The organism is Bilifractor sp. LCP21S3_A7, from assembly GCF_052118825.1.
Lineage (GTDB): Bacteria > Bacillota > Clostridia > Lachnospirales > Lachnospiraceae > Bilifractor.
Genome location: NZ_JBQKGL010000008.1, coordinates 1 through 25,822, shown reverse-complemented (window position 1 = coordinate 25,822; position 25,822 = coordinate 1). Strand labels below are relative to the sequence as shown.

General features: G+C 45.1%; 21 protein-coding genes. All 21 read left to right on the top strand.

The window, feature by feature from the left end; all coding sequences use genetic code 11:
* Position 1: 1 nt before the first annotated feature.
* The 21 genes from ACTQ1O_RS08570 to ACTQ1O_RS08470 all read left to right on the top strand — a co-directional run bounded on the left by ACTQ1O_RS08570 (position 2) and on the right by ACTQ1O_RS08470 (position 25,677).
* Positions 2-346 (top strand): plasmid mobilization protein, encoded by a 345-nt coding sequence (locus tag ACTQ1O_RS08570; protein ID WP_441486926.1) that lies wholly within the window; start codon positions 2-4, stop codon positions 344-346.
* A 23-nt stretch (positions 347-369) separates the two neighbouring features.
* Positions 370-1,908, top strand: coding sequence for a relaxase/mobilization nuclease domain-containing protein (locus ACTQ1O_RS08565; RefSeq protein ID WP_441486925.1), 1,539 nt, complete (start codon positions 370-372; stop codon positions 1,906-1,908).
* A gap of 426 nt (positions 1,909-2,334) precedes the next feature.
* Positions 2,335-2,571 (top strand): helix-turn-helix domain-containing protein, encoded by a 237-nt coding sequence (locus ACTQ1O_RS08560; RefSeq protein ID WP_441486924.1) that lies wholly within the window; start codon positions 2,335-2,337, stop codon positions 2,569-2,571.
* Positions 2,564-2,839, top strand: a complete 276-nt coding sequence (locus ACTQ1O_RS08555) for a YdbC family protein (RefSeq protein WP_441486923.1) — start codon at positions 2,564-2,566, stop codon at positions 2,837-2,839. Before ACTQ1O_RS08560 ends, ACTQ1O_RS08555 begins: the two co-directional genes overlap by 8 nt.
* Before the next feature lie 11 nt (positions 2,840-2,850).
* Entirely contained in the window at positions 2,851-3,471 is a 621-nt protein-coding gene (locus ACTQ1O_RS08550; protein WP_441486922.1) for a DUF1819 family protein, read from the top strand.
* On the top strand, positions 3,468-4,049 hold the full coding sequence (locus ACTQ1O_RS08545; RefSeq protein ID WP_441486921.1) for a DUF1788 domain-containing protein: 582 nt from the start codon (positions 3,468-3,470) through the stop codon (positions 4,047-4,049). Before ACTQ1O_RS08550 ends, ACTQ1O_RS08545 begins: the two co-directional genes overlap by 4 nt.
* 28 nt (positions 4,050-4,077) lie before the next feature.
* On the top strand, positions 4,078-5,157 hold the full coding sequence (locus tag ACTQ1O_RS08540) for a hypothetical protein (RefSeq protein WP_441486920.1): 1,080 nt from the start codon (positions 4,078-4,080) through the stop codon (positions 5,155-5,157).
* Between the two features lie 37 nt (positions 5,158-5,194).
* Positions 5,195-8,866 (top strand): BREX system P-loop protein BrxC, encoded by a 3,672-nt coding sequence (gene brxC, locus ACTQ1O_RS08535; protein WP_441486919.1) that lies wholly within the window; start codon positions 5,195-5,197, stop codon positions 8,864-8,866.
* A gap of 38 nt (positions 8,867-8,904) precedes the next feature.
* Complete coding sequence (pglX, locus tag ACTQ1O_RS08530) at positions 8,905-12,543, top strand: BREX-1 system adenine-specific DNA-methyltransferase PglX (RefSeq protein ID WP_441486918.1); 3,639 nt, start codon at positions 8,905-8,907, stop codon at positions 12,541-12,543.
* 14 nt (positions 12,544-12,557) lie between these two features.
* A complete protein-coding gene (locus ACTQ1O_RS08525) occupies positions 12,558-14,099 on the top strand; it encodes an ATP-binding protein (RefSeq protein ID WP_441486917.1) in 1,542 nt (513 codons plus the stop codon).
* Positions 14,092-16,677, top strand: a complete 2,586-nt coding sequence (gene pglZ, locus ACTQ1O_RS08520) for a BREX-1 system phosphatase PglZ type A (protein ID WP_441486916.1) — start codon at positions 14,092-14,094, stop codon at positions 16,675-16,677. Before ACTQ1O_RS08525 ends, pglZ begins: the two co-directional genes overlap by 8 nt.
* A 21-nt stretch (positions 16,678-16,698) precedes the next feature.
* Positions 16,699-18,813, top strand: a complete 2,115-nt coding sequence (brxL, locus tag ACTQ1O_RS08515; RefSeq protein ID WP_441486915.1) for a protease Lon-related BREX system protein BrxL — start codon at positions 16,699-16,701, stop codon at positions 18,811-18,813.
* 25 nt (positions 18,814-18,838) lie between these two features.
* Positions 18,839-20,677, top strand: coding sequence for a KAP family P-loop NTPase fold protein (locus ACTQ1O_RS08510; RefSeq protein WP_441486914.1), 1,839 nt, complete (start codon positions 18,839-18,841; stop codon positions 20,675-20,677).
* A 4-nt stretch (positions 20,678-20,681) separates the two neighbouring features.
* The gene (locus ACTQ1O_RS08505) at positions 20,682-21,368 is read left to right on the top strand and encodes a hypothetical protein (protein WP_441486913.1); all 687 of its coding nucleotides are present in this window, start codon (positions 20,682-20,684) and stop codon (positions 21,366-21,368) included.
* Positions 21,365-22,732 (top strand): Qat anti-phage system QueC-like protein QatC, encoded by a 1,368-nt coding sequence (gene qatC / locus ACTQ1O_RS08500; RefSeq protein WP_441486912.1) that lies wholly within the window; start codon positions 21,365-21,367, stop codon positions 22,730-22,732. Before ACTQ1O_RS08505 ends, qatC begins: the two co-directional genes overlap by 4 nt.
* The gene (locus tag ACTQ1O_RS08495; RefSeq protein WP_441486911.1) at positions 22,729-23,454 is read left to right on the top strand and encodes a TatD family hydrolase; all 726 of its coding nucleotides are present in this window, start codon (positions 22,729-22,731) and stop codon (positions 23,452-23,454) included. The genes qatC and ACTQ1O_RS08495 overlap by 4 nt, the downstream gene beginning before the upstream one ends.
* Before the next feature lie 57 nt (positions 23,455-23,511).
* Positions 23,512-23,787 carry a hypothetical protein gene (locus ACTQ1O_RS08490; protein ID WP_441486910.1) on the top strand — a complete coding sequence of 92 codons (276 nt, stop codon included), beginning with the start codon at positions 23,512-23,514 and terminating at the stop codon, positions 23,785-23,787.
* Positions 23,788-23,876: 89 nt separating this feature from the next.
* On the top strand, positions 23,877-24,653 hold the full coding sequence (locus ACTQ1O_RS08485) for a hypothetical protein (protein ID WP_441486909.1): 777 nt from the start codon (positions 23,877-23,879) through the stop codon (positions 24,651-24,653).
* Positions 24,654-24,711: 58 nt separating this feature from the next.
* A complete protein-coding gene (locus ACTQ1O_RS08480; RefSeq protein WP_441486908.1) occupies positions 24,712-24,918 on the top strand; it encodes a hypothetical protein in 207 nt (68 codons plus the stop codon).
* Between the two features lie 12 nt (positions 24,919-24,930).
* Complete coding sequence (locus ACTQ1O_RS08475; RefSeq protein ID WP_441486907.1) at positions 24,931-25,245, top strand: hypothetical protein; 315 nt, start codon at positions 24,931-24,933, stop codon at positions 25,243-25,245.
* 216 nt (positions 25,246-25,461) lie between these two features.
* Positions 25,462-25,677 (top strand): hypothetical protein, encoded by a 216-nt coding sequence (locus ACTQ1O_RS08470; RefSeq protein WP_441486906.1) that lies wholly within the window; start codon positions 25,462-25,464, stop codon positions 25,675-25,677.
* Positions 25,678-25,822: the final 145 nt, after the last annotated feature.

Below are 25,822 nucleotides of genomic sequence, written 5' to 3'. Positions count from 1 at the left end.
TATGGCAGAGGAGAAGAACCGCCAGATGATTCAGTACCATTTCTTTGCAACGAAGGAACAGGCAGAACAGATCGAAAAGCGGATGCGCAAGATCGGTGTGCGCAATAAATGCGCGTACTTCCGGAAAATGGCAATCGACGGATATTACATCTGCGTGGATCTTGCCGATGTGAAAGAAATGGTTCGGCTTCTTCGCATTTACGGCAACAATCTGAACCAGCTTGCCAGGCGGGCAAATGAAGGCGGCAGCATTTACCGGGATGACGTGGAGAACCTGCAGCGCGAAATGTATGAGTTATGGAAAATGATGCGGCAGATTCTGGAGAGGCTCTCGCATCTTAATTGATGCCGGAGAGGAGGTGATGACAGATGGCGGCGACTCGGCTGATTGCAATGCATGTGAATAAGGGAAAATCCATCGGGCAGTGTCTGAAGGATCGGACCGACTATGCAAAGAATGAGGAGAAAACCCAGAATGGTCAGTATGTCTCCGCCTATGCCTGCGATCCGGAAACTGTCGATCAGGAATTTCTGCTCTCGAAGAAAGAGTATCTTCGCATTACCGGGCGGCAGATTCCGGGCGACATTATCGCGTACCAGATCCGGCAGTCCTTCAAGCCTGGCGAGGTTTCCGCGGAGGAGGCAAACCGCATCGGATACGAAACGGCGATGCGCTTCACACACGGAGAGCACGCGTTCATCGTCGCAACCCATACGGACCGCGCGCACATCCACAATCACATCATCTTTAATTCCACAAATCTCTCCTGCGACCGGAAATTTAAGGACAGCTGGTTCATCGCCCTTGCGCTGCAGAAACTGAGCGATCAGATCTGTCTGGAGCATTGCCTGTCCGTCATCAAGCCACGAAAGCCAGGGGAGAGGGATAACATATCTCCCTATCGCCGCGTCTCCTTCCGGCACATGCTGAAAGAAAACATCGATGCGATCCTCGTTTCAAAGCCGGAGAGCTTTGAAACATTTCTCGAAGTACTCAGAGACAAGGGCTATGAAATCAAGAGCGGTAAGAATCTGGCGGTCAGAGGAAATGGACAGAACCGCTTCATCCGGTTTCACTCCCTTGGCAGGGGTTATACGGAGGAGGATATCCGGAAACGGATTACCTGCGAACTGGAATTTGATCCGAAAGAGGAGAGGCGCGCCTGGCGAAAGAGCAGGAGATCACGCGGCAAGGATCCTGGTGCAGATCTATTCACAGAACGCGCTGGTGACGCATGCGGCAGAATCGGTGATGCAGCTGCAGATGCCGCCGGAGAAAACAAAAGTCATGGCGCTGAGCGATATGGACCTTATGGGACGGACGGGAAGGACTTTGACCTTCTGATTGATATCAACCGGAAGATGCAGGAAGGAAAGGGCAGAGGATACGAACGCTGGGCGAAGATCTTCAACGTGAAACAGATGTCCAAGGTCCTGCTATATCTGCAGGAGCATGACATCCGCGACTACGAGGAATTGCAGGAAAAGGCAAAAACGAGTGCCGCCAAGTTTCATGTCCTGTCCGATACCATCAAGGAGAAGGAGGCAAGACTTCAGGACATCGCCGATCTCAAGATGCAGATCATCAACTATGCAAAGACAAGAGATGTCTATGCTGAATACCGGAAGACCGGATACAGCAAGAGATTCCTGGAAAGTCATCGGGATGAAATCCTTTTGCATCAAGCAGCGAAGAAAGCATTTGACAAGCGGGGGCTTAAGAAACTTCCGCGCGTAAAGGATTTGTCTTCAGAGTACGGCAGCATCCTTGCAGAAAAGCGAAAGCTTTATGAAGAGTATCGCACGGTCAAGAAGGAGATGATGAACTACCAGATCGCAAAACAGGATATCGACCGTTTCCTAAAGATTGATGAAGAGCAGGGACGACAGCAGGAAAAAACAAGATAAGGAAATATCGATGATCAATGGGCAGGTGGCAGTCATGAGGCTGCTGTCTGCCCTCTTTTTTATTTGCCGTAAAACGACGGTCATAGAAAGTGCCAGACTCTCTGGCGCGCAGCCTGTCCGCAGGACAGTTCTCGGGGGATTGGGGGATGTCCACCAACAAGCGGAGTCCTTTTTGTACAAAAGGACACTGCTTGCCAATATTATCTCGAATTTGGGTTAATACTGTAACTGATGTTGTGGGAAAACAGCCTTCAGGCTCTACCGTTATTCAAATTTGATAAATCTGTGTCATAAATCACGAAAATATGATTTGTATTTGAAGAAAACCATAAATCGGTTGAGTAAATAACACTACAATGGTAAGATAAAATCATCAATTTTTTGTCTTATCATTTTTCAAAATCTAACCATGTGAAGAGGTGCCCGATGAGAGTCAGCTACGATAGGCTTTGGAAAAAGTTAATTGATGAGAAGATGAACAAGCGTGACCTTATGCGCAGAGCAAAGGTCAGCACGAATATCATCGCCAAGATGGGCAAAGAAGAGCCGATCGCACTCGAAAGCGTGGCAAAGATCTGCGCTGTTTTCAATTGCTCCGTGGATGACATTCTGGAACTGGACTTAAATTCTATCGATTACAAAAAGGAGAATCAGGATGGCTGATAAGGATTCTTTTTCATTTGAAATTAAGACATCTGTCGGTGAGATATCGAAATCTTTCAAGGGATGGTCAAAGGAACTGAATCTGGTTTCTTGGAACGGACGGAAAGCGAAGTACGACATCCGGGAATGGAGTCCTGAACACGAAAAACTCGGAAAAGGTGTAACCCTCTCAGAAGAAGAACTGCGAACGCTTGGAAAGCTGATCGATCAGGAGATCAAGCGGCTTGATCGCGGTGTTTCTGATGCGGTGGACTATGACGAATTATAGGAGGGTTCTGCATGATAATAGTAAGTGTTCTTAATCAGCGGTATCCCTGTCGAACAAGAGATCGTCTCTGGTACCGTGAGATTAAGACTGCCATCGATAAAATTCTTGCTGGAGATCTGACGACAGCTGATATTGGTAAGGCAAGTCTTGATGAAAATATTTTTAACGCTTCCAGCACATCTAGGAGCAAGGAAATTGCGCAGGCCGTGACGCGCAGAATTAATGCAGTAGATTCGGCGTATTTATCTTTCTTTGTGGGGAGGAATACAGAAAGTCAGCAGCTGCTCTGCATTGTGATGGTCATGCTGACAGATCATTCTTTTCTGGAATTTATGGATACGGTTTATCGGGAAAAGCTGATTCAGCATGACGATATTCTGCGGGACAGCGACATCATGGGATTTTTCCACCGGCTACAGGAAAAGGATGAAAACGCGGCAAAATGGACGGATGCCGGAATCAAAAAGGCAAGAGATAATTACAAATCCATGTTGAAGGAAGCGGGGATGCTGTCAGAGTTTGGAACAGAGCGGAAGATCATCCGCCCGATTCTGGATAAAGAGATGGTAGATTTTCTTCAGTCAGAAGGGCTGACCAGAATTTACAAAATTCTGGCGGGGGAACGGGAATGAAGACGATAGAAGAACGACTGGATCTTTTGGAAAACAAAATGCGGCAAGAGAACTTCCGCAGTAATACTGGTCTTGGTAATGAGGTCGGGTACTATGTGTTCGATTATGATCCGGCTGATGAATTGAAAGTACGGGAGCGAATCCGCGAACTTCAGGAAACGAATACCATGCTGAAGTTCGGCTATCAATTGATTGTCTATGACCTCTATGAGCTGATCCTTAAACTGCTGCAGGATGAGGATGTACTGGATGATCTGAAGGATCTGGAGGAAGAAGAAGGAACAGACTACGTGTTCGCTTCGATTTCCGACATTTTGAAGTTTGATGAATCGGACAGTCTGATCGTGAACTATATCGTGGACAACACACCAGATGATGCAGTTGTCTTTCTGACCGGTGTAGGCAAATGTTATCCGATTCTGCGCAGTCATAAAATCCTGAATAACCTGCATCAGGTGATGGATCATTGCCCGGTTATTCTGTTTTATCCGGGAAAGTATACAGGAAGTTCTCTTCATATCTTCGGCGAAATGAAAGAGGATAACTATTACCGCGCATTTCCAATTGTAGAGCGCTGACATGATAGTACATGAGGAGGCAAAGCGTATGAGTGAGCAAGATAATTCTTTGGCGATTATTGACAATAATGCAGTAAAGCTGAACCGGGTAGATGAGGCTATTGATTATAAAACAGATGCTCGATTCAGGCAGATTGACAACCGTACAGCTGCACAGGTTTCTGGCTTGCTGCAGTATCTGCCCCAGGCAGCTGCAGGAAATGCCTTGAAAGGAACTTTCCGCGTTGAATTTCCGCAAGGTATCTCTGGAGCATTAGTGCAGCATGGAAATGGCTATCTTTCTGTAATGAAGGAACCAGATAATGGAAAGTTTGTGGGACAGGCCACGTTTATCCCGACATCAGAAAGTGCACCGGCTCTGCTTGGCCTGTTTACGGCTCTTTCTGTTGTAACGAGTCAATATTTCCTTGCTCAGATCAATCAGAATCTCGAAGAGGTTCAGAAAAAACTGGATCAGGTTCTGAACTTTCTTTACAGTGATAAGGAATGCGAGATTTATGCCGAGATGCAGGCAGTACGAACAATTTACGTGAATTATCCTGCAATCATGAATGCTGCAGAACAGCGTACAGCCTCGATTGCGACTATTCAACATGCGAAAATTGTGGCGGAAAGGAATATCCAGTTTTATTACCGGGATATGAACAAGCGGGTCATGGCAGAATTGGAAGATAGAGGCATGCCTCTTCCTGATCTGATGAACCGGCTAAATGATGATAAAACCAAGAATCTCGCATATGGCTTGCTTGATGATTTGAACAGTTATAATCAGGCGATTAATCTGTACAGCATCTGCTCTATCATGGAGATTGTCCTATCTCAGAACTTTGAAAATTCCTATCTCGATTATATTGAAGAAGATCTAACGGACCATTACAAAGCTCACAACATTATCATCGGCAAACTGGATGGAAAATTAACGGCGCTGGCAAATAAGAGGGGAACATCAAGGCTGGATCCAGTCATGAAAGATGTGCAGAACCTTCTTGGAGAGGGATCGCCGGAAAAGAGATATAAGGATGTTATTGGCCAGATTCGAAGTTCTTATAATTCTAGAACAGAATATAGGATTCTGGAAGACGGGACAATATATCAGAAAATCGTGTGAGATTGGGTACACGATAATTTTATGAGGGGGCAATGCTATGAGAATCTATGACATGTTCGCTAAGAAAATCGATCGTCCGATTACAGGGGTTATCAAGGTCGGGCAGATCGCGGACAGCGACAAAAAGCAGGAGCTGGAAGAATACGTAGTCACCAGAGAGCTGACAAAGCATTTCCGGGACTTCTTTGTAAATTATGCGCGGAGCATTGACACGCCAACCGACGAAATGGGCGTATGGATCTCCGGCTTCTTTGGAAGTGGTAAATCTCACTTCCTGAAAATCCTGTCCTACATTCTCGACAATACTGTGGTGGACGGCAGGAATGCTATCGACTATTTCAGAGACAAGGATAATCTCAAAGACAATCCGATGATCCTTGCCGATATGGAGCGAGCTGCCCACACGCCGACACAGTCGATCCTCTTTAACGTGGATTCCAAGAGCACTGCATCTGCAAAATCCGACAGTAATGCCATCGTGATGGTGTTCAACCGTGTCTTCAATGAAAAGCTCGGATATGACGGGGCAAATCCTGCTCTTGCGGATCTGGAGCGGACACTGGATGAAGAGGGAAATTATCAGAAGTTCAAGGATACCTTCAAGGAATTAAACGGCAAGGAGTGGCTTGAGGAGCGGAACAAATTCCGCGTGATCCGGGGAAAGGTTGCAAAGACCCTTGCTGCTATGGGACGTATGTCCGAGCAGGAGGCTATGGACTGGACCAAGGCAGCTACGACGTCCAATTATGAAATCGCCATTGAGGACTTTGCTGAGAGGGTGCATCAGTATATTGAGAAGTCCGGGCAGAGAGTGGTCTTTCTGGTGGATGAGATCGGGCAGTTCATCAGCACGGATTCCCGCCTGATGCTGAATCTCCAGACGATGACGGAAGAGCTCGGCACGCGTTGCCATGGAAAAGCATGGATTGTGGTCACTGCACAGGAAGACATCGATTCCATGATGGAAAACATGGATGCCAGCATGGAGAGCAAGAACGACTTCTCCAAGATCCAGGGCCGGTTCAAGACACGGCTTTCCCTGACCTCCGTCAATGCGGATGAGGTCATCCGAGAAAGAATCCTGAAGAAGAACGAGGCTGGAGAAACTACGCTCAAAGCTCTGTATGAATCTGATGAGACGCGCATCCAGAATGCTGTCGTATTTAAGGGCAATGGCTATGAAATGCGGAAGCTTCACAGTGCGGATGAGTTTGCGGCGGTGTATCCGTTCCTGCCGTATCAGTTTCATCTGCTCGCTGATGTTCTGAATTCAATCCGTTTGAACAGTGCATCCGGCAAGCATCTGTCGGAAGGAGAACGGTCCATGCTGGGCGCCTTTCAGGAGGCTGCCAAGAAGGTGGAGAACAAGGAGGAAGGTGTCCTGATTCCGTTCTACAGCTTCTATGACAATCTGCTAAAGTTTCTGGATCACACCCATGCATCGGTCATCCAGAGGGCGCAGGATAGTGACCGGATCAATCCGCTCCATGAAGAGGACTGCTTTGCGGTCAATGTTCTGAAGACCCTGTTTCTTCTCAAGTACATCGACGGAATTCCGCTTACCGTGGATAACATCATGAACTTCATGATAACGGATATCCATGAGGACAAGGCAGTTCTTAGACAGAAGGTGGAAGAATCCCTGCAGCTTCTCACGAGAAGCCTTCTGGTTGCGCAGATTCAGGATACTTATGAATTCCTAACCGATGAGGAACAGGATATTAACCGTGCGATCCGTGACCGGAATATTCAGCAGGGGGATGTCATCGCTGCTTTGACCAAGATGACGTTTGACAGCATCTATCCGAATGCGCGGTATCGGGTGCCGAAGTTTAACGGTCGCTATACGTTTGGCTACAACCAGTTTGTGGACAACCGTCCGGCGAAGAACAGCCAGAATAATTCGATCACCCTGCGGATCGTTACGCCAAAATATACTGGAAGCGGTTCTGTGATTGGAACGGATGACAGTTCTATGACGATCTTGTCTACCGCACATGAGGTTGTCATGCGTCTGCCGAATGATAACGCGGTTTATTACCGGGATATGCAAAATGCCCTGAAGATTGAGGATTATATCCGGAATGTGTCGGATCCTCAAAAAGGAAAATCCACCGTCATCCGTGCCACAAAAATGCAGGAGGCTGGAAAGGCTAAAAACAGCGCCATCGATTCCATGAAAGAGGCGATTGGAAGCGCAGAGCTGTTCATCAATGGAGCACATGTGACGGATATTCATACCCATGATGCCGTAGGCAGAATTAACGAAGCGCTGGGCAGATTGGTCGGGAATATCTATTACAAGCTGGACTATATCACGAAGCCGGAGGATGATATCGACATCAAAAACCTGTTCCGGAAGGATAACCAGATGAGTCTGGATATCAAGGCGCAGGATGAGGAAAATCGTCTGGCTGTGAAGGAAGTGCAGGAATACATCCATAATGTGACTTCTGCCCACACTATGATTTCCATGAAGAGCATCCTTGACAGTTTTAGCAAGCCTCCGTATGGATATCAGGAAACCGACACGAAATGGATGGTCGCAAAGCTCTTTAAAGAAGGAATCATCAGCGCAACCGTCGATAAGGAGCCGGTGACACTGTTCAACAGACAGCCAGAGGAGCTAACCTCCTACTTCACGTCACGCCGATATGATGAAAAGATCCTGTTCCGCGCAAAGCCGACGATTGATCAGCAGAAGATCAAGGCAGTGAAGGACATCATCAAGGCACTCTTTAACCATACCGAGGTGAGTGCTGACGCGGACAAAGTGATGGCAACCTTTAAGCATGATGCAGAAAATCTCATCCGGGAGATTCAGGGCATGCTGGAGCAACAGCGGTACGTTCCGCAGTTTCCGGGACGGGGAACGCTGGAGTCTGCCGCAAGGCAGCTGTCCGGTGTTACCGGGATGAATGAGGAAGCTTCCTTCTTTGACTGGGTATATAAGCACAGAGATGACTTCCTTGATCTCGCGGAGGACTTGGCTCCGGTTATCACGTTCTATAACAGTGATACGCAGCGGAGCATTTTCCAGGAGAAAGGCCTGAAGACATTAAAGCTCTATGAGAACAGCAAGGAACATATCACTGATCCGGAGATCCGGAAGGTAGTAGATCAGATCCGTGATATTGTGATCTGCCAGATGCCTTATGAGAGGATTAAGGATCTGCCGAACCTGTATCAGCAGTTCATTGAAATTTATGGACGTATTCTGGATGAGAAGCTGGAACCAGTAAAGGTGGTCATTGACTCTGACCGGCAGACAGCACTCAATGCGCTGGAAGGCCAGCCGTTTGAAGAAAAGTACAAGTGCACCGTTCTGAATGCATTTGCAGACTTGTCGGATCGCGCTGAAAAACAGAATGATATTTCTGATATGCTGGGCTTTAAGGATAAGGCAGACAGCCTCTTAAAGACCTATTTGGATAAATTTGCAAGACTTACGGCAGAAGCGGCTGCTAAGGCTTCTGAAAAGAAAGGCAATCCGGTAACTCCGGAAGACCAACCTGATTCACCTGATCCTTGTGTATATGAACCCACAAAGCCGTATGCAAGGAAAACCAAGAATCTGATGGTCAGTGATCTGACATCCAATATTTGGGTGATCAAAGATGAGCACAGCCTGAACCAGTATATGGATCAGCTTCGGGACAGAATCGAAAAGGAACTGGACAGCGATACGGATATTATTATCCGCTTTTGAACCGCTGGTAAGAGTGTGTTGAGAGAGGCAGGGTAGAAATGGATAAGACAGCCATCAAAAATTTTGCAGTATGGGCAAGAGTCAAGCTCATGGAAGATATACGGACCAGACTGGGGCTTCTGGGAATTACGGAAGATGGAATTTCTGATCCTCTGCCTGCCTCAACGAATGAAGTGAAGTATTTTGACATCGGGGCAGATCATCCGGTGTCCATCAAGGGAAAAGCAATCCGCCAGAGGGAACAGCTGGCGGAGGAAATACGAAAGGCAGGGAGAGAAAGCAACTACCAGTCTGCTTATCGAAACTTCATTGAATCGTCCGCGTATGACTGGTTCAACCGCCTCATTGCCATACGTTACATGGAAGTGAATGAGTACGCGCCGCTGGATGTCCGCCTGCTTTCCTCTGTAGAACCGGGAAAACAGGATCCGGATTTGGTATCGACACCGTTTGATGGAAGTCTGGAATATTCCGAATCGGAGACACAGCAGATCCTTGCGTGGAAGGAGCAGCATGACAACAACAAGCTGTTCCGTTTTCTGCTGTTCAAAATGTGTAATCGGCTGCATGAGGTGCTTCCAGGTATTTTTGAGGCAAGAGACGATGCATCGGAGCTTCTGATGCGCCAGTCCTTTATTGATAAAGATGGAATCATCCATCATCTGGTGAATGACATTCCGGAAGAAGACTGGAAAGATCAGGTCCAGATCATCGGCTGGATTTACCAGTACTACAACTCTGAACTGAAGGCGGAGGTCTTTGCCAAGAAGGAGAAGGTAACTAGGGACGAGCTCCCGGCGGTGACCCAGCTCTTTACACCGGACTGGATTGTTCGTTACATGGTGGAGAATAGCCTTGGAAGGCTCTGGATTGAGCACCTGAGAGGGCTGAACCCGGATATTGATGAGAAGGAGACGGCAGATAAGTTTGGCTGGAAATATTATCTTCCGGAGGCAAAGCAGGAGCCAGAAGTAGAGCAGCAGCTCGCCAAAATCCGAGAGGAGTATGCGGCACTGAAGCCGGAAGACCTGTCCTGCCTGGATCCCTGTATGGGCAGTGGGCATATCCTTGTCTACATGTTCGACGTGCTGGAACAGATCTATACCTCTGTTGGTTACAGCGAACGTGAAGCTGCAAAAGCAATCCTGGAAAACAACATCTACGGTCTCGACATCGATGACCGTGCTTATCAGCTCGCCTACTTTGCCGTCATGATGAAGGCAAGACAGTATAACCGTCGCATCCTGACCTGCGGAATCAAGGCACATGTCTACTCCATTCAGGAGAGCAACGGCATCACAAAAAATCAGCTTCAGGAGATGGGAGAGAACTTGTCTCCAAACGAAAAGGCAAAAGCTCTATCGCAGGCAGAAAAGCTGGTGGAGCTCTTCCATGATGCCAAAGAGTACGGCAGTATTCTGAACATTCCGGAGATGGACTGGGATTTGCTCCGGAGATTCGCAACGCCAAAAGAATCTTTGGGACAGACCAGTCTGAACTGGAATCAGGAGGCATCAAAGAGGCTGATACAGCTCATTGATCAAGGCGAGGTGATGGCGAAAAAGTACTGGGTGGCATGCACGAATCCTCCATATATGACTTCAAGCAAGGCAGATTCTAGCCTATATGCTTTTTTAAAAAAATACTTTTTTAACACTAAGGCAGATTTGTATGCATCGTTTATTGAAAAATGCATTGAATATATTAGAAGCAATGGATATTGTGCGTTACTAACAATGCACTCTTGGATGTTTATTGATAGCTTTAAATCACTTAGAAAAAAATTGAGCAATGGCCAGCTGGTTTCGATGATTCATTTAGGAGCAAGAGCATTCGATGAGATAAGCGGAGAGGTTGTTCAGACAACGACTTTTGTAGTCAGAAATACACACTGCAAAACCTATTTTGGTTGCTATTGCAGAACAGTAGATGACAGAAGCCAAAAAGAAAAAGAAAAAGCATTTTTGGCGAGACAAAAACTATTTATTACTGATCAATCTCAGTTTGATCGTATTCCTAACGCACCCATTGCCTACTGGATTTCGGAAAACACTAGACAAAATTATATAGATAATCCTCTAATAGGCGATATTTCATTTGTCAAAAAAGGATTATTTACTGGACAAAACGATTTGTTTTTTAGACTTTGGCCAGAGGTAGAATTTGAAAAAATTGATTTTAATTTATCCAATGCTAATCAAGTAAAATCATGCCACTATGTCCCGATGAATAGTGGAGGAGCATATCGCCGTTGGTTTGGTAACAGAAATTATGTAATAAAGTTTGATGATAAATACTACAATCTCATTTCTAATAATAAAGGACATAGAAATCCGCAATTTTATTTCAAAAAATCTGCATCATGGACCAAAATAGCAACTGGTAATTTTTCAATACGAATAGCAGAACAAGGCTTCATCAATAATGATGCAAGCATGGCAATTTACGAAAAAACGAAACCGCTTGAATTAGTCATGGGAATTCTCAACGGAAAAGTTGGACAGTATTATTTGAATTTAGTCAATGAGTCATTGAATTATACATCCGGGAATATTGCATCGGTTCCATATAATACAGGGAAAAACGAGAAGGTGAGAAATATTATTCTGGAAATAACAAAGCAGTGTATTTCACTTTCTAAGGAAGACTGGGATTCCTTCGAAAATTCATGGGATTTCAGTACTCACCCGCTCATTGAAAATAAATCTGGAGCAGGTTACGCAGATGTTCCAATAGATAAGTGGTCATATCATCTTTCTGATACATATCATTCATGGGAGATGAATGCCCAAGCACGTTTTGATCAGCTGAAAAAGAATGAAGAAGAACTGAACCGTATCTTTATTGATATATATGGTCTGCAGGATGAATTAACGCCGGAAGAAGATGACAAAGATGTCACTGTTCGCAAGGCAGATCTTGGACGAGATATCCGCTCTTTGATTTCCTATGCTATAGGCTGTATGTTTGGCCGATACTCTCTCGACAAAGAAGGCTTGATCTATGCAGGTGGCGATTGGAAATCGGTTCAAGATGTTTATAAGACATTCCTTCCTGATCAGGATAATGTGATCCCGATCACGGACCAGAAGTATCTCGATGATGACGTGGTAGAGCGGATCTGCGAATTCCTGACTGTTGTTTACGGAGCTGAAACTCTGGAAGAGAACCTTGATTTCATTGCCAAGGCACTTGGCAATAAGGGATTAACCAGCCGGGAGGTCATTCGCAACTACATGCTGAATGATTTCTTCAAGGATCACTGCAAGACTTATTCTGTGACGGGGTCCGGGAAGCGGCCAATCTACTGGCTGTTTGACAGTGGCAAAGAGAATGCATTCAAGGCTCTGGTCTATATGCACCGCTGGGATGAGGATACCACCGGACGGGTGTTGCTCTATGCCCAGCAGATTCAGCAGAAGTATGAGACCGAGATCCGTGCAATTGATATGATGCTCGACCATATCACGGACGCAAGGCAGAAGAGTACCGAGGAGAAACGTCAGGAGCATCTGAAGAAACAATTGGAAGAGCTGGTTGACTACGAAGAGCGTCTTGAGCATATGGCAAATGAACGGATTGCTATTGATCTGGATGACGGCGTAAAGGTCAATTATGAGAAGGTACAGACGGACCGGAATGGTAAGAAGTATCAGATCCTTGCTCCAATCAAGTAAGGGGGAATTGCAATATGACGTTAGAGGAAATCCTTGCCGGGGAATCCAAAAATCTGGAATTCAAGGTGCGGCGTCCGAAGGACGGCATCAAATATATGAAATCCGTCGTTGCCTTTGCGAATGGCGAAGGTGGCAGGATTATTTTCGGTGTTGATGATAAGACGCATCGGGTTGAAGGCATCCCTGAAGAGCAGGTGTTTTCGGAGATTGATGCGATTACGGAGGCAATATCAGACAGTTGTGAACCGTCGATTATTCCGGATGTCTATCTTCAGACGCTTGAGGGCAAAACGATTATCATTGCGGACATTTCGGAAGGCAGACAGCGGCCATATTTTATCAAATCCCTTGGGAAAGAAGCGGGAGTCTATGTCCGTGTGGCAGGTACAAGCAGGCCTGCAGATGAGTATATGATCAAGGAACTGATGCTGGAAGGCAGCAGCAGATCTTTTGATCAGATTATCAGCACCGGATGGAATGTCACAGACGATGAGATAAATGCTTTATGCGCGGAAATGAAAAAGCAGGCATTAAAGCACGCGCCTCATCTTGAGGAAGTCAGGGAAGTTGGCCCGCAGCAGCTTCTTTCGTGGGGAATCCTTGCGGAAAAGGACGGGAAATACTACCCGACAAATGCCTTCTATATTTTGACGGGAACTGGCCCGATCCATACCGTGATGCAATGTGGTGTTTTTAAAGGATCAACAAAAGCAGTTTTTGTGGACCGCAGAGAGTATTCCGGTCCGCTTTGGCTGCAGGTTGATAATGCGGTTCAATATGTCCTTCGCAATATTCACATGGGGGCAAAGTTTGTTGGCATCTACCGGCAGGATATTTATGAGATACCACCGGATAGTATCCGAGAGCTAATCGTAAACGCTGCCGTTCATCGCAGCTATCTGGATCATAACAATACACAGATTGCGGTGTATGATGACCGGCTTGAAATCACGTCGCCGGGTAAATTGCCGATGGGACAGACCATCGAACGGATGAAAAAGGGGTATTCCAGAATCCGGAATGAGGCTATCGCCAATGCTTTTGCGTACATGCATCTGATCGAGCACTGGGGCAGTGGTATTCCTAGAATTATTCGGGAGGTGCAGGATGCTGGACTGAAAGCGCCGGAATTTATTGGTGGTGAGGTTGACCTGAGAATCAACATTTACCGGAAACAGAATGACAATAATTTCTCAGATGCAATTCATACTGACACAGAAGCAGGAAATACCAGCCAAGAAACTGGTCAAGAAAACCAAAATACTAGTATAGAAACTGGTACCGGAGCGGTAAATACTAGTAAAAAAGATTTAAATACTAGTATAGAAAAGAGCTCAGATAATAAAAAGAGCGATGACAAACCGTCATTTAGTGAGACAGAACAGCAGCTGCTAACTCTTATCAGGGAAAACCCGATGATGACAATGGGGGAGATGGCTTCTCGCAGTGGCTTGTCAAGAGCCGGCGTTCAATATGCACTGAATGTTCTTCGCGGTAAAGGTGTGATCTCGCGGGAAGGATCAAGAAAGAAAGGCGTGTGGGTGATTCATGGATGAGCTGAACCTCTCAGAAATTGAGAAAAAACTAAATGATGTGTTTTCCTCTGGGGAGCGGCTTGTCTTCTGGTATGACACGACGGGAGCCTTTGAGGATTCGGTAGATGATTTGAAACTTGGACAGGTAAAGGTTTTGCATCTTACGGATCGCAATGCGTTCCGGGCGAAGATCACATTGGAGCATGATGACCCGGAGAGCCAATTTCTTGTCTATGCGCCTTTTGCCAAGCCGGATGTATCACAGAACCATCTGGAAGACACACTTCTGTATTCGAGGCAGTTCTTCGCGGACAAGCTGTCGCTCATTGCGGCAGATCTGCATATTCCAATGCGGCTGCGCGGAGCTCTGTCTGACCTGTATGTTTTCTTTGGAGCAGGGAAGCAGAAGTTAAATGCAGCAGAGAGAAAAGAAGCGGATAAACGCACCAATGCATTTATTGAGCGCGCGCATGAGATGGATCTTGAATCCGAAAATGAAAAGACCATTACGCTGATTGCGCTCTGCGTGGCAGCAGATGCAAGGAATACGACGGTGGATGATCTTTTCTATGCAGTTCTGACCTATGGAGATATCCGGGAACAGGCCATCCTTCAGAAATTTGATGCGCTTGGTTTGACGGAAAGCTTCTGGCAGCTTTGCGAGGAGAGGCTAGGCTATTCTGATCCGAAGCACAGCCTCCTGAGACTGGTGATGTCACTGTTTGCCGTCGATACATTTAAGGATCAGCTCACGCAGGTTCCAAATGTTTGGAAGCAGTATGCGCAGGACGATATGAAGAGTAAGGCGAGCAATATTGCTGTTCTTCTGGAGAACATGAAGAACAATGTCCTGTATCAGGAGAGCTATGACGAGCTGTCGGAATTAGCAGCACAGGAACTGCATGCGGCAGATGTGCTTGCTGATGTTCCGTTGGAGGAGCTGATCCATACATCCTCCTTCCTGCTGGTGGATGACCTTATTATTCGCTGGCTCTGTGAGCGTGAGGTGGCGGAGGACCTGCAGGCACAGATCGCCGGGTTCCGGGTTCCGGAAATCTGTGAAGAGAGACTGCGTTTCCATTTCGGATCTGCAAGATCAGCGCAGTATCATGCGCTTCTCGCCGGTTTTTCTCTGCTTCATGCGGTTGGTTTTGCGCCAAAGAACACGCTGAAGGAACTGATTGAATCCTATACGACAGAGGATTATCAGATCGATACCGATTACCGGAAGTTTATAACCAATCTGGATCGGATGGAGGATACCTCTGCATTTGAGAAACTGTCAGATCTTCTTGAAAACATTTATCGGACCGATTACCTCGAAAAACTGGTTTACGCCTGGAATGAGGCATATGCAGAAAATGCCATGCATTATGTCATTACGGAACAGAGCCGCTTTTACTCGCTGAAGGTTGCAACGATCAAGGAAAAGGTGGCTGTGATTATCTCTGATGCGTTCCGGTATGAAGCGGCACAGGAACTGTGCGGTCAGTTCAGGGAGGATCCCAATATGGAGGCATCGATTGAACCGATGCTGACGGCGCTTCCTTCCATCACAATGGTGGGAATGGCGGAGTTGTTGCCGCATGATACGATTACGATGACCGACGGAAAGGCACCGCAGGTTCTTGCGGATGGCAATCCGACTTCCTCTACTGCTTATCGTGAGAAAATCCTGCAGGCAAGGAACCGGAATGCTGTGGCAATCGATTATGACTCACTGAAGCAGATGAAGAGCAAGGAGCTTCGCAGCTTCACTGCCGGAAAAGAGGTTATTTACATTTACCATAACCGAATTGATGCGACTGGTGAGGCAATGAAGACAGAGAATAGTGTTTTTGATGCAACCGACAAAGCGATTGAAGAAGTTTTCGGAATTGTCCGGACGCTCAGTAAGAGCGGTAACGTATACCGGTTCCTGATCACATCAGATCATGGTTTTATCTATACCCGCAGAAAGCTGGAGGAGACGGATAAGTTGGAAAATCTCGCCGGAAAGGCAGCGTTTACAGACCGTCGGTTTATTATCAGTGATTCCAGAAATGATGTGGATGGAGTTTATTCCGTATCGCTTGGGGATGCACTGAAGAATCAGGATGAACGCTGGATTTCACTTGCCAAGGGCATGAGTGTATTCAAGTGCGGCGGAGGGATGAATTATGTCCATGGCGGCGCGTCTCCGCAGGAAATGATCGTTCCCTGCGTATTTGTGAAGACCCAGAAGGGAAAAGTGGAAACTGAGGACGTAAAGTTCAATCTGATCACAGATATCCGGAAGGTTACGAACCTGAAGCTGAAGCTGGACTTCTATCAAGAGCAACCGGTAAGTGACGTTGTAAAGGCAGCAACGTACCGCATCCGGTTTGAATCGGATGATGGAGAAATAATCTCCAATGAAGTTCTGTATACCGCAGACAGCTCGTCCCAGAATCCGGGAGACCGTATGGTGTCTCTGCATTTTGACATTAAGAAAAAGTCCTACGGCAGTGATCACAAGTACTTACTGAGAATTCTGAAGGATGAAACCGGGGCAGAGGTTCAAAGCCGGCAGGTGATCATGGATCTGCCGTTTACAGATGATTTTGGCTTCGGCGTATAAAGTTAGACAGGGGTTTGTGCTATGGATGATACAGAGGTAAAGGAAAGCCGCAGAGAAGAGATCCGGCGGAAATTGAGAGAAAATTTTGACGGGAAGATTGTCCGTAAGGATCTGACAAAGAAGATCAAGGAAGGGGCAAATGTCCCGGTTTACGTGCTGGAATTCCTTTTAGGGCAGTACTGCAGCTCGGATGACGAAGAAATCCTGCAGTCCGGCATGGAGAGTGTAAAGCAAATTCTTGCGAATAATTATGTCCGACCGGACGAGGCACAGAAGGTTCTGTCAAAGCTTCGGCAGCATGGCTCTCATACGGTCATTGACATGATCTCTGTACAGCTGAATCTGAAGAAGGACCGCTATGAGGCATCCTTTACCAATCTGGGTCTTACCGGTATTCCTATTGATGAGACATATCCTGAGAAATACGATCGCCTTCTCTGCGGAGGAATCTGGTGTATCGTGCAGTTGGAATATGAGTCGGATGAAGATGCCGATGTCGAAGGGTATGGAGAATTTAATGATGCTGGTGTCAAGTACAAGAAGAAAAAGGACTTCTCACCGATTCGCATTCGATCTTTGACACCGATTCAGATGCCACATGTAGATATTGAGGAACTGAAAGAAGGCAGAAAAGCCTTCACAAAGGATGAATGGCTCGATATCCTGCTCCGTTCCACCGGTATGGAGCCGGATGAGTTCACGTACCGCGAGAAATGGCTGCTTCTGAACCGGATGCTGCCGCTGGTGGAGAATAATTTCAATTTCTGCGAGCTTGGTCCGCGCAGCACCGGAAAATCGCATCTGTATAAGGAGATCTCTCCCAACAGTATTCTTGTGTCCGGCGGACAGACAACGGTTGCTAACCTCTTCTATAACATGGGCAGGCGTCAGGTCGGCTTGGTTGGCCTCTGGGATTGTGTCGCTTTTGATGAGGTCGCTGGAATTAACTTCAAGGACAAGGATGGAGTCCAGATCATGAAGGACTATATGGCGTCCGGATCCTTTGCACGTGGAAAAGAGGAGATTTCTGCCTCTGCTTCCATGGTCTTTGTCGGCAACATCAATCAGAGCGTGGATGTGCTCCTTAAGACATCCAGTCTCTTTGATCCGTTCCCGCCGGAGATGGGCACGGACACTGCATTTCTTGACCGCATGCATTGCTACAATCCCGGTTGGGAAATTCCTAAATTCCGTCCGGAACACTTTACGGATGACTATGGCTTCATCACGGACTATTTGGCGGAATTCATTCGGGAACTGCGCAAGGAAAATTATGGGGATGCGATGGATCAATACTTCAGACTTGGCCGGAACCTGAACCAGAGAGATACCATCGCTGTGCGAAAGATGGTGGATGGGTACATTAAGCTTCTGTACCCGGATGGCAGCTTTACAAAAGACGATGTAGCAGAGTGCCTGACAATGGCGCTGGAAATGCGCCGCCGCGTAAAAGAGCAGCTGAAAAAGCTCGGCGGCATGGAATTCTATGACGTGAATTTCAGCTATATCGACAACGAGACTTTTGAAGAAAAGTACGTCTCCGTGCCGGAGCAGGGTGGCGGCAAGCTGATCCCGGAAGGAATCTGCAATCCGGGTCAGGTCTATACGATATCAAGGGGCAAGACGGGCATGATCGGCGTATTCCGTCTGGAGAGCCAGATGCTCGCGGGAACAGGAAAGCTCAACTGCACCGGCCTCGGAAGTGATCGTGGTGTGAAGGAAGCGACCAATACAGCGTTCAATTTCCTGAAGGCCAATGCGAACCGGATCAGCGGAAGCATCAGCATGACAACAAAGGACTACAACATCAACTACCAGGATCTGCAGGGCATCGGCATGACCGACAAACTGGCTCTTCCGACAGTGATCTCTATCTGCTCCATTGCCCTGAATCGGCCTGCACAGAGCTCTTTGGCTGTTCTGGGGGAGATCAGCATTGCCGGATCCATGATCAAGGTAGAAGAACTGGCGAATACCTTGCAGGTGTGCCTTGATGCCGGTGCGAAGAAGATATTGCTTCCGATTACATCAGCAGCGGATCTGGGAACCGTGCCGCCGGAACTGATGGGAAGCTTCCAGATTATCTTCTATAACAGTGCGGAAGATGCTGTGTTTAAGGCCTTGGGGGTTGAGTGAGCTAATAACTCAGGAGGGATAGTAAATGTGGTTGGATAATGCTTCTGACATAGACATTCTTTTTTATAAGCCATATGCGGATATTGTAACAGAGATAGCAGAGGATGATGAGTATAAGCCGCTTACTATCGGTATTTTTGGTGAGTGGGGAGCTGGTAAGTCGACTCTGTTGAATTTAGTGCGTCAGAATATTGAATCTCAGCCACAAGATAAGAAGACGATATGCATCGACATAAATGCATGGGCTTTTGAGGGATATGAAGATGCAAAAATTGCAGTAATGCAGGCTCTTCTTCAAAAATTGGAAGAGTCTGCCCCTAATCAAGTGAAGAGTAAATTTAAAGACCTCCTAAAGAGAGTTGATGTATTTAAGTTGGCAATGAAAACAGTAGGTACTGCGGCTCCGATTATTGCGGGGCTTACTTTAGGGAATCCTCTTCCTATTATGTTTAGTTTCAATAACATTGAGACAATTGGTGACGACATAAAAAAAGCAACTGAGGCAATCCAATCATTCCACGACAACTACATTACCAAAGGCACAGATGAGCAGTCTGTTGTTAATAGCATTAGAGTTTTTAGATCTGAGTTTGAGAAGGCTCTCGATGATAAAGAAATAGGTAATGTAATCGTTCTTATTGATGATTTGGATCGCTGTCAGCCAGACAGGATTATCGAAACCTTAGAAGCAATAAAATTGTTCTTATCTGTACGAAAAACGGTTTTTATTATCGCCGCGGATGACAAAGTAATTCAATATGCAATCAAAAAGAAATACCCGCCTATTGAAGGGACTGGAGTTTCGTTTGAAAAGGAATATATCGAAAAAATAATACAGCTTCCAATAACTATTCCGCAGCTATCATCTAAGGACGTAGAGAATTATTTGCTTTTGCTTGTCGTCCAGCAATATTTGAAGAAGGATGAGTTCAAAAAGTTTCTAGAGATTATATGGAAAGAGAAATTTTTAGTTAATGCGACGCCAATAAGTACGAGTAAAATCCATGAATTGCTTTCAACAAATCAAGTTTCAATGGGGAAAGACTTTAACGATACGCTTGAAGTTGTTGACAGCATAAAAGGGATTATTTCACGAAACTTGAAAGGAAACCCAAGACAAGCCAAAAGATTCTTAAATACTTATGTAACCAAGAAAAAATTGGCGTCATTCTATTTTGGCGAAGGGGAAGAAAAAGCTGATAATCAGATTCTTGCATTGCTGCTGGTGCTTTATAAATTAAGTCCGGACAGATTCAGACAACTAAATGAATGGAATCAACATTTCTTAACTGAAAATGAAGAGTTTCATCGTATGAAGGTAAGCTTGGATAATGATGAAGCAGACGAGTTCTCTGAGTGGAGAAAACCAGATCTTATAAGGTGGGTTAAATCGACACCAGATGTTTTTTATACACATAGACTCGATAAGTATTTTTATCTTACCAGAGAATGCTTAAATGGAGATCTCGAATATGATTCCAATCTGTCGGAAGAGGTGAAAAAAATACTGGAGGAGATTGGAAATGCAAAACCAGCGCAAATTAGTAAGACAATTAACAACTTTGAATCAATAAATGCCAAGGATAAAAACGATGTCATGGAGGTCCTGCTGAAAAGGACTTCAGATGGTGAAATGGAGCCATATATTATTGGAGAAATATTTGTTCGAGATCAGTTATCCGCATATAGGACCCAAATAGCAAATGCGATGATGAGGAGAACAAAAAATGCCTCTATTGCAGATATTGCTGTTTACAAGCGAATGTATCAGAAGGATTCTGACTTGATGGAAAAAGTTATTGATGCATGGAAGAATGGAAGTCTGATACAAGATAAGATGATTGAGATGATCAAGAAAGGTTAGCACCGTGGGAACATCAAAAGGATACATTGCGCCAACTAGCCCGACGTGGAGCGCAGCCAAAAGAGCTGTTTCTGGTTTTATCAGAAATAAAGATGGGGAGTCGTGCGCAAAGGCTGTATCTAAATATTCGGAAGCAAGCAAGGGATTAAGTGCTTCGAACTCGACATTTCAAATAGCAGCTGGAAAGGTGCTTGGCTTAAGCAGAAGTATTGCAAGAAACGGCGTTGGATCTGCCTTACATGACTTTGGACGCGACGATCTAATTGGCAAAGATTCAGAACAGATACTAGAAGAAATTCTGGATGAATGTACCAATTATCAACACACAAGAGAAGATGCATTGACCGCCATTGCAATTTCAGAATCCTTGAAAGAGCTGGGGATTAATAGCTTAGAAGAATTAGGAAATATCGATGAGTTGACGCTATTAAGGCAAATGGTCATTGAATATATCAATGCTGATTTCGATTTTAATTTTGAAGAGAAAATTGGAAAAGGTAGAACAGTAAGAGAAAAAAACGCATTACTGGATCAAATCCATAAATATGTGGCAAATTCAGTTTATCCAGAATTGGACGAGAGGTTTCTTTACTCATTAAATATAAAAAAATTAGGTGACCAGGCTATTGTGAAAGAAACAGTCCAAAAAGCATATCAGGTGCTAGAAGATTTTTATGGTGATCAACTATGAAATTATGGATTTTAAAAGATGAAGACGTACTGCCTACAACTGGATGGGAAGATGCCTTTATTATCGCTGTTAATCGGGAGAAAGCAAGTACAGCATTTTCAAATGTTCCAAAAATATGGTCTAGATTAAAGAATTTCAATCTGGAGGAAGTCTACGAGGATCTTTTTATTATTGGCTTGGCAGTGTATTCAGTTGATAAGCGGGTATCACGAAGGGAATTTGCCGATTGTTGGACTAGAGAACTGGAAGTGTGTATTCCTGTTATTCAGTATGAGATTTGGGAAAAAACGGAAAGTAAATGGAATCAGCTGTTATCATTCCTTACAGGTGATCACTGGGTTATTACATTCAGAAAAACTAATCAGGTTTGGAAAAGCTGCCTTTGTAAAAGACGCAGTTATACTGACATTTCAAAAAATGACTGTGTAAGTTTATTTTCTGGAGGACTTGATTCATATTGTGGGGCCATCAGGTTATTAGATGAGGGGAAGTCACCTTGTCTGATTGGGCATAATGAATATCCCAAACTGAGATATAAGCAAGAAGAATTCTGCAACACTTTCAAAACCATATATCCGCTTCAGCATCCGATGTTCATTAGTTTTACAGCTGGGGCTAGAATGCCAAGAAAAATGAGTGGGGAAGGTCTTGAAGGAGTAGAAAACACTTCTCGCGGCCGTTCTCTACTATTTTTGTGCACAGCCGTATCTATTGCAGGTGCAATGGGAGAAAAAATCCCGGTGTATATTCCAGAAAATGGCTTTATAGGGTTAAATGTTGCATTGACAAACAATAGGCTCGGATCATGCAGTACTCGAACTACACATCCTGCTTTTCTCAATGCATTGCGAGATTTATTGGGAGAAGTGGGAATATACAATCCTATAGAAAACTTTTTCGCATTTATGACAAAAAGGGAAATTGTTCGCTTGGTAAAAGATAGTGACGCATTTCTCGCGCACTATATGGAAACGATTTCGTGTTCACACCCTTGTCAACCGAGGTATGCTCGAATTGGTAGCAGGGAATACCCCAAAAATTGTGGCTTCTGTTATCCAGATATAATACGCAAAAGTTCATTGTTAGACATGCCGGAGGATGGTAATTACAGATATGATATAACGCCATCACAATTCCTTGAACAGTATGGAGAATATGAGATTTCAGCTGATTTAAGGGCAATAGTTAGCAGCATTTATAGATATAAACATTCAAATGAATCAGATATCAGGAGACTTGTCTGGAGAACGGGAAAACTAAAAACTGATGACATTTTAAAGTATATCCGTGTTTATAAAGAGGGAATGAGTGATTTAAAGGAATGGATTGATCGTGATCATAATATGGGGAGATATTTTGAATGAAGTATCTGATAGACACACATTTCCATATTGATCATTATCGGAACTATCTTGATGTTGCTAATAAGATTAATGAATTGGAGCAATATACTCTCTGCGTTACAAATTCGCCAGGTGTGTTTAGATCATGTAAGAAAATTTTTGAGAATAGTAAATATTTGCAGTTTGCCATTGGCTTTCATCCTTGCGAGAGGACTTTGAAAAAAAGCGATTTGGAAGATTTTTTATGGCAGTCAAGGAACACCAATTATATAGGCGAGGTTGGACTGGATTTTTCAAGGGCGGAACATTTACCTAAGGAATTTCAAATAGATTGTTTTGATAAAATAATTCGTAATGCATCTGAATATAACAAATTAATTACGGTTCACATACGGAACGCTGAGAGAGAGGCACTAAAAATTATTAACGAATATAAACCTCGTAAATGCATTATTCACTGGTATACGGGTCCGGAAAATCTATTAGAAGAATTTCTGGAGATTGATTGTTATTTTTCTATCAACAACAACATGATCGCGGGAAAAAGTAATTCGAAATATTTGAGGATTCCTAAGGATAGATTGTTAATTGAAAGCGATGGACCTTTTACAAGGGTTAATGGGAAAAAATATTCCCCCGAATTATTAAAACAGCAGTATGAAAATATAGCAAAATTTTATTCTGAGCCAGACTTGATTATGTTGATTTATGGGAACTTTCGGAAAGTTTTGAGAGAGTGTTAAATAGAATACCAGCACCTAATGGGCGAATAACATTTTCATAATTTTAGGCGTTGAACTGTGAAGGAGAAGGAATGGAATAACCGGAAAAAGCGCCGAGAGTCGGATCTCATTTTCTGTAAGGTGATCTTTCCGGATGAGGAGAAGAAGTACACCTATCTCGCAGACGAGGATATCTACGAGAAAGGGGATTTTGCCTGGGCTCCGGTCGGAAAGGAAAACGAGAAAAAGATTGTCCGGGTGACGGATGTGGAATATCTGCAGCCGGAGGAGGCTCCTTTCCCGGTGGAGAAGATCAAGAAGCTGATCCGAAGGCTGACACCGGATGAGTATTGAGGTATGCGGAAGAAGGAGAAGACTACTGATAAATTGGCTATTCTCCTGTCTTTAGGATTATGGGTTTTTAAAAATTTAAGGGAAGTTACATGACTGCTGATTATCAGAAGAAAATTGGGGATGCTTCCACACTGGACGAACTTTTTGCCCTGTGGCGAGGGAAGAAACCGGAATCATTTGAATATACTAATGGCAAGAGGCACATCCAGGTAAGCATAGACCATGGAAAAAACGTTTTTATCGCTGATGGAATTGTAAATCCGGAGATATGGAACAGCGGCGATAAGAAGCGGATCCTCTTTATCATGAAGGAAGCATATGGAACAGACTGGGATAGCAGGACCCTTGCAAGCTGGCTGAGAATGTATCATCCGACTCTGCCCATGTGGAGAAGAGTTGCCCGCTGGACCTATGGAATCGAACATACCGATGCAAATGAGATTGCAAGATATAAGGACAAGCTGACGTATGAGCAGCACGCAGAGTCACTGGAGCAGATTGCTGTTCTTAACCTGAAGAAGAGCAATGGAGACAGCGCTTCAGATTATGGAGAAATCGATGCATATGCCAGAGCAGACCGCCTCGAGATCCTAAAGGAATTTTCCCTGATCGATCCGGACATCGTGATCTGTGGTTCAACGTTTGGGACAATGCTCACAACGGTTTTACAGAAGCCGCCGTTGAATGACGGCACCGGAAATGACAACTGGTATTACTTCATAAACGTCGCCGGGAAAGAGAGGCTTTTCATCGACTATTACCACCCGGCGAACCACTGGTCGGATCTGATGAATTATTATGGGCTGATGGGCATTTACCAGCAAGCTCTGAAGGAAAAGAAATCGTCGGTCTGGACAATAGACTGACGGCGATTGGAAAACAGCGATGCCTTGATTATGATTTTATAAATGAGGGGTGAAACATATGAAATATGGAATGAGAAAACCAAGCTTAAAGAAATCGCTCAGTGCCAGAACGAAGGGCAGAGCAACTCGTGCTGTGAAAAAGGCATTGATTCCGGGCTATGGTAAGAAGGAAATGGGGATTCTACATCCGAAGAAGGCAATCTATAACAAGGTCTATCGGAAGACCACCTTTGGATTAGGCGATTTGTTCAAACTTTTTAAATGACTCGGCGATGATATGAAGGCTTATATCAATGAAATTGAAAAGAAAATTGCCCCATATGTCAACAGCGCATTCCTCGACCGAGAGTACATCAATGAACAGGATCTCCCGGCGGTCAGAACTCTTTTGTGCTCGTTTTCCAATGTCAAAATGCGTATTGAGAAGACCAGACAGGACGACGGATATCTTGACTGTGTGATCAGCGTAGATGCAATCCTGGGCGGCGGAACGCTCCGGTATGAGATCCGCGATAACGGGAGGAGTAAGAAATATTATGATCCGCTCGCATGGATCGATGAGATAGAGAAGTGGGACGCACTGTTCTTCTGAACGAAATTTTGCAGACATTCCTCTGCCTTTAACGATTCCCAACGATCTTCCAGAGACCTGAAATGGCTGGAGCTAAGCGCAGCAGCCAGCAGAGCGAGACAATAATCAAATGGAAGAGATTGGCGTGTCAATCCATGATTTCCTTGACTGTTCTTCCTGATCCTTGCGGTCGATGTGATAAATCCGGCTTCCGCGCTTAAAAAGGCTGCCGGTCTGATGAAAGTGGAACGACACGCCGTATTCAACGCACTGCATCTTGGTGATAATGATCCAGCCATAGTCGCAGAGTCTGGCTCCCTCCCTTTATTCTCCGCCGCAGGAGACACATTCGATCTGATCGTGGTACTGCTCCAGATACTTTTCAATATGGATTTCCTGCAGCATCGGTTCGTGGATGATTTCCTTATTTTTAAACGAGGTGGAAATTCATGAATAACAGTATAGAATTATTGATTTTTAATATGATTTAGGTCAGTTTACAAGGAACTACACGCAGACCGTGAAACGGGCTGCTGACAACAAACGGCGCTATGCTCCCGGCTGGGTGCATAGCACCTGTTTGTTGCGGGGGTTTCCA